The 6185-nt window shown below is 45.2% G+C and carries 3 protein-coding genes; 1 reads left to right on the top strand and 2 read right to left on the bottom strand.

All coding sequences use genetic code 11. The features are described 5' to 3' along the window. The first annotated feature begins 837 nt into the window (after nt 1-837). Nucleotides 838-1479, top strand: coding sequence for a response regulator (locus V7S65_RS06220; RefSeq protein ID WP_111580590.1), 642 nt, complete (start codon nt 838-840; stop codon nt 1477-1479). Here the strand turns inward: V7S65_RS06220 and V7S65_RS06215 are convergent. Then, nucleotides 1469-4522, bottom strand: coding sequence for a sensor histidine kinase (locus V7S65_RS06215; RefSeq protein ID WP_336388845.1), 3054 nt, complete (start codon nt 4520-4522; stop codon nt 1469-1471). The two genes, V7S65_RS06220 and V7S65_RS06215, sit on opposite strands and share 11 nt — an antisense overlap. A gap of 252 nt (nt 4523-4774) precedes the next feature. Next, nucleotides 4775-6157, bottom strand: coding sequence for an NAD-dependent succinate-semialdehyde dehydrogenase (locus tag V7S65_RS06210; RefSeq protein WP_079467692.1), 1383 nt, complete (start codon nt 6155-6157; stop codon nt 4775-4777). Between the last annotated feature and the right edge of the window lie 28 nt (nt 6158-6185).

Below are 6185 nucleotides of genomic sequence, written 5' to 3'. Positions count from 1 at the left end.
TGAGGGGGCCGGTCGGCTATGTTGTACATAGCAAACAGGGAAAGATCCTTTCCAGGAACCTTTGCGTGCTTGTATTCAGATATGGTTGCTTATTAAAAACGGTAAACTGCTCTTTTCATCCGGTACAGATCCAACACAGGTCGCATCACAGGTTTCATAATTGACGGGATTTTTGACAGTACAGCATTGTAAGGCCCGCATGTTGCGGTAATTGGGTAAAGCTTTCCATAGGAAAATATTAAGATTACAAAAAAGGATACGGGTATCATTAGTTCGTCCTGAAAAAATTCTTAGAATTGCTCACATGACTCAACGGAACAAATCTACTAGGTAAAAGTAGATAAACTATACCTGCGCGGTTGTCGTTATCATTCAATGCACATGTAGTATTTACACTACATTCCTTTCCAATCTGCCTGAACACTTCTAAAAAAATCCCAGGAACGCTGTACCACCGCGTCCCTGGGTAACCGACTGTCCATTAGAGTGCATTGCACTCATTTTATTAATCCCTATCCTATGAAAACTTATTGAACAAATGCAAAGTGGTTTTACCGGTATTCTTTCAGGGCTGCCGGTGTTCCGCAGAAACAAGGTGGTTGCTGGCCCTAACATCTTAGTGTCATATCAACACTAAAAATATGGCAGTGTTTTTATGCTGCCGGCTCAGATCGACTTTGCAAAAGTAGCAGACGCCTGCCGGTTTTGAGGTAGTACTTCTTTTAGTAGCGTATAGTAAAAAATTTACAATACTGTAATATATATACGAAGAAAAAAACGTTAATTTAGTGGGCGATAAACCGCTATGCCACCTGTGTTCCCTAACCAGCATCTAAAATGATAAATATACTGATAGCAGATGACCACTCGATAGTAAGACTTGGTATGAAACAAATTATCTGCTCCCTGCCCGGCGCCATGCTTGTTACAGAAGCCAGAACATTTGATGAAGCCATTTTCCTTATGGAAGCCCAAAACTTCGACCTGATGATACTGGATATTAATATGCCCGGTGGAAACAACCGCCAGATGATCGATGCTGTGAAACTACGGCAACCGGGTATCAGGATACTGGTTTTTTCTGCTTACGATGAAATACTGTATGCCCTTAACTATATCCAGGCAGGTGCAGATGGTTATATCGAAAAAAATTCTCCGGATGAAGAATTCAGAATAGCCATCAATGCTGTTCTTAAAGGGGAAAAATATATCAGCAGGGCAGTCAGGGATCTGCTGATTGGTAAATTTACGGGGCAACAGGAGCGTTCCAACAACCCCTTCTCGGTGCTTTCTCCCCGTGAAATCGAAGTAATGAACCTGCTTACAAAAGGACTCCCCCTGATAAAAATTGCAGAGATACTCCACTTGCAGCTAACCACCGTGAGCACTTACAAGACACGTATTTTTGAGAAAGTAGGCGTAAAAAATGTGATCGCGTTAATCGAAAAAGCGCAGATGTACCAGGTAGCTACCCATTAATGCGAAGCTGCAGCGATACTTTAGTGCCTCCGTTTACACCAGGATAGGCAAACATTCTGCCGTTGATCAACGTAAGCAACTCCTTTACAAGGATCAGCCCTATTCCGGCGCTGTCGTACTGCCCGTTGCCATCCTTTTCCGCGTGATTGATCCAGTCTCTTATTGCCGGCGACATACCGTAGCCGGTATCGGATAAATGTATGGTTAAAACACCTTCACCTCTTTCAGCGGTTAATTCCACTACTCCCCTGGCGGTGTATTTTATGGCATTATCCAACAGGTTATGCAACACAACCGCCAGTAACAGCTTGTTTACTACAACCGTGGTTCCTGGCGGAATATGATTGATAACGGCTATCTCTTTTGAGCCGGATACCGGTCTGAAGATCTCTATCTTTTCTTCTATCAGCTGGCATATGTCTACCGTATCTTCAGCAAATTCACCTGTCAGGAAAGAGATCCGCATATAATGGATCAGGTTATCTACCAGGTGATGCATGCGATAAAGACTGTCGTAAGTAACCGTTTTTATTTCCGTCTCATTTAACACACCGGAAGAGGGTTCATCTTTATTAACCCTGAGTAAAAACCTCAGCGGCGTTTTAATATCATGGGTGATTGCAGCCAGAAGCCGCTTATGCATAAAACTTTGTTTACGCAGCTGTTCATCGGAGTCCTGGAGTATAGTCATTGTTTTCTCCAGCTCCCTGGTGCGGCTTGTTACCTTTAGCTCCAATAGCCGGTTCTTCCGCCTTATACTCCTGATATGTATTTTGTATAGTAAGATGATGAGACAGATCAGCGTAGCTAATACTGCCAGTCCGAACCAGAGTCTTTCATAGAACGCTTTCTGTACGCTGATGACGAGTACCTTTTCGATATACTGATCTCTCCCAAACCCTTTCAGCTTCCGGATACGGATACGATAATCCCCGGACGATAAAGAAGAGAAAGTGATGGTTTTATCGCTGTTCACAGGTAACCATATCTGTTCTTCCCGCCGGTCATCTTTCTCCAGTGAATAATAAAACTGCAGGTTCCTGGGATCGCCAAAATAGGGAGAGCTGATATGTAACCGGAAAGTTTGAAAATTATTGGGCAGATCAAATTGTGCGGAGGCTTCTGTTACTTTCAGGTTATGCTCCACCCAGTCTACATATATTCCTTTGTCCGGCATCTCCATCCGGATAGCAGACGGCGTAAACTGCACCAGCCCATCCAGCGATGGCAAAGAAATATCGCCGTTGTCATACTCAAAGGCGCAGGGTTCACAGCCGCCGTTAAACTCGTTCGTATTAAAGCCCTGGTCCTTTCCGAAATAATAGTAGTATACATCGTGCTGCTTTCCATCTGCAAAATCAAGTGCATCCTGCCTCCTGATCCTGAATAACCCTTTATTTGTAGTGAGCCAGAAATAACCCTGGTCGTCTTCCGTAATACAATGAGTGGTAGCCATATACCGCTGCCGGTCCTGCGGCAGGGCCACCAGCCGTTCATTCCGGTAAAGAAAAACGCCCTTGTTATATGTAGTGATCCAGACTTCTCCCCGTTTGGGAATATAGATACTTCGTATATGCCCTTCTTCCAGCCCCCTGATAGTGTCGGTACGTCCTGACGGCAAATGCACCCTGTATAGCCCTTTGCCTGTGCCCACCCATAAAATGCCTGTTCCCGGTTTTCCTTCTTTCAGGTAGGTAACATCATCAACCGCGGCAGGAAGAAAATGTAATGGCTGCTTTAGATCAGCCGTTTTCAGATAGTACAGTCCGGGATATTTTCCGCCCACCCATAAATTTCCATCAGGATCGATGCAAATCTGGCTAACGAGGTACGGTAATTCAATCTGGCGCAGCATCTGGCTGAAATCCGGTGATACCGCCATTAACGTTTTTCCACCTCTACCCCAGTATCTTCCCTGGCTATCACGGACCAGTGTATATTTCTCCATCGTATTTTCCCTGTTGAACGACGACGGCAGCCAGCTATATTTTCCTTTTTGATTAAAGACGAGCCCGGAAGATGTTACCACCGCATTGCCCGGGAAAGGTGCCTGTGCATAAAATACTTCCGCTTCTGAAGTATCAGATTTACGCACTATAAATTGTTGCCTGGTAGCAATATAGAAGCCCTTTGTGGAACTTCCCAGGAAAACCCGGTTGTTAAGCTGATCGTAATAGATGGAAGAAATGTAGTTCCGGTGTAAATCGAAATCACGCAGCACCAGCGAACTACGTATACCCACGCCCGGTTCTATCTCTAACTGGTAACAATTTTTATCCGTATAAATAAAAACCTGGTGCGCCGCCAGGTTCCAGAACAATTCCATTTTACATTTAGTAAAAGCAGGGTCAGACAATACGTCTCCTATAAGCGGTACTTTTACAGGCTGCCCCTTCTCCCATCCCGTGATGTGTCCATCCCTGTTAAGGTAGAAAAGCCTGCCACTGTAAACAAACAAACGCAACAGATCGAGCTGGGGCTGTATAATGCGATACGCCAGCTTCCCCTGCTTTACAAGGGAAATGGTATCACGATATACAGCAAAATAACTTTCTTTATCCAACGGCATCACAACCGGACGCTCCTTTGCAAAATGCGCGGCATAGTCATCAGGCCATCCCCTCATGGGGTAGTAGTCGTTATTAAGGGCAGCATACCGCTGGTATTTATATCCAGGCAGCTCCGTGCCCATGTGCTTTACCCTACTCTCCGTAACTGTTAATATTTCCCCCTGGTCGGTTTCTACCGTTATAGCGGTATCATTGGGGTGGACCCTGGCCATCCTGCTGCTTTTCAAGCCAGGCACGTTATCGCTGTTAAAATTGAGAAAGTAGTTGCCATCAAACCTTGTTAACCCGTTTTCCGTGGCCAGCCACAGGAAACCATTCTTATCGGGCACAATAAATTTGACGCTGTTTTGCGGCAGACCATCATCATCAGTAAAACGCCTCACAAAATAATGCACAGATGTGTCCATTGAAACAACGGACTCCGCTGGCATGAAGTTCAATAAAAACAGGTTGAGACAAAAAATAAGGTTCATCTTGGCAATAAAAACACTTCAACACGACAATACAATATCACAACAATACAACAACATCCGTAATATTTCTTTATTTATAGGCCGATAAAGATATAAAATATTTGATTGTTCCCCGGAAGCCTGCCTGGGTAACACATTCTTTTTATTTACAAGAAGAAAAACGGGAAAGTGGATTTGGCTGGTATCAGGTTGATAGCGTAATGCGTGTAGAAACAAAAAAGGCCTGCAGACTTTCACCTACAGGCCTTTTTATTAAAACGGATCGGTAAGCTCACTAATCCGGATAAGTTTTTTATTGACGAATTCTTCGATACCCAATTCCGATAACTCACGTCCGTACCCGGAACGTTTGGTACCACCGAATGGAAGATCGGCTTGTGTCCAGGTGGGATGGTTGATAAATACCATACCGGTATCTATCTGGTCGGCTACTCTTTTCCCCCGTTCGATATCCTGGGTGAATACAGAACCACCTAATCCAAAATCAGAGTCGTTGGCAAGCGCGATAGCTGCGGCTTCGTCTTTAACCCTGTAGAAAGAAGCTACAGGTCCGAAGAGTTCTTCATGGTAAGCGGCAATACCTGGCCTCAGGTCGGTGAGTATAGTTGGTTGCATAAACGCCCCTTCCCTGTCACAGCGCTTACCGCCCACTAATACAGTAGCACCCTGCGCAACAGACCGTGCTACCTGGTCGGCCAGCTGCACCGCAGCAGCTTCACTGCTCAATGGTCCCAATTCCGTAGCGGGGTCCATTGGATCACCCACTTTTACCTGTGTGAACTTTTCTTTGAATTTCCGCAGAAACTCATCAGCCACAGGCTCAACAACAATAATCCGTTTAGAGGCAACGCAACATTCCCCGTTATTATTCAAACGACCTACCATAGCCCATTCCACAGCCTTATCTATATCAGCGTCTTCCAGCACAATAAAGGCATCATTTCCTCCCAATTCCAGTACTGACTTTTTTAAGTACTTGCCTGCTTCCATAGCAATACTGGCACCGGCTTCTTCGCTGCCGGTAAGTGAAACCCCTTTGATACGGTTATCGGCGACTAATGCCGACGCCCTTTTACCGGAAATCAGAAGATTGGTATAAACACCAGCAGGAGCATTCGCCTCCCTGAACAAATCTTCGATAGCGATAGCACATTGCGGCACAATAGACGCATGTTTGACCAGCACCACATTACCTGCCATGATATTGGGGGCAGCAAAACGGGCCACCTGATAAAAGGGGAAGTTCCAGGGCTCTACTCCTAATAAAACACCGATGGGACTGTAGCGGATAAAAGCTTTACCATATTCCGGCTGAAGTGGTTTGTCGGTTAAGAATTGCTCCCCGTTGGTGGCGTAATAATCGATAATGTCCGCACTCAGGTCTATTTCACCGTAAGCCTGTGCAATGAGTTTCCCCATTTCAAGAGTAATCAGGCGGGCCAACCTGTCGCGCTGCCCACGCATCAGCGAAGCCACTTTATGTAAAAGGGCGGCACGTTGCTCATAGCTGGTTTTACGCCACGCTGTATAAGTAGCTACTGCAACAGTGATGGCTTTATCAACAGCGGATGCTGTCATCTCCTCAAATGTCTGTACTACTTTGTTCGTAGCAGGATTAATAGTTTGGATAGACATAATTTTTCAGTTTTCTTTTATACAATCA

This window comes from Chitinophaga sp. CCNWYY40 (genome assembly GCF_037483205.1).
Taxonomy (GTDB): Bacteria; Bacteroidota; Bacteroidia; order Chitinophagales; family Chitinophagaceae; genus Chitinophaga; species Chitinophaga ginsengisegetis.
Note: the sequence above shows the minus strand (reverse complement) of the source record. Positions and strands in the feature narration are given on the sequence as shown.

What these genes read in the sequence shown, in the direction of transcription:
- V7S65_RS06210 (WP_079467692.1), bottom strand. Translation starts at nt 6,157, where the DNA reads ATGTCTATCCAAACTATTAATCCTGCTACGAACAAAGTAGTACAGACA.
- V7S65_RS06215 (WP_336388845.1), bottom strand. Translation starts at nt 4,522, where the DNA reads ATGAACCTTATTTTTTGTCTCAACCTGTTTTTATTGAACTTCATGCCA.
- V7S65_RS06220 (WP_111580590.1), top strand. Translation starts at nt 838, where the DNA reads ATGATAAATATACTGATAGCAGATGACCACTCGATAGTAAGACTTGGT.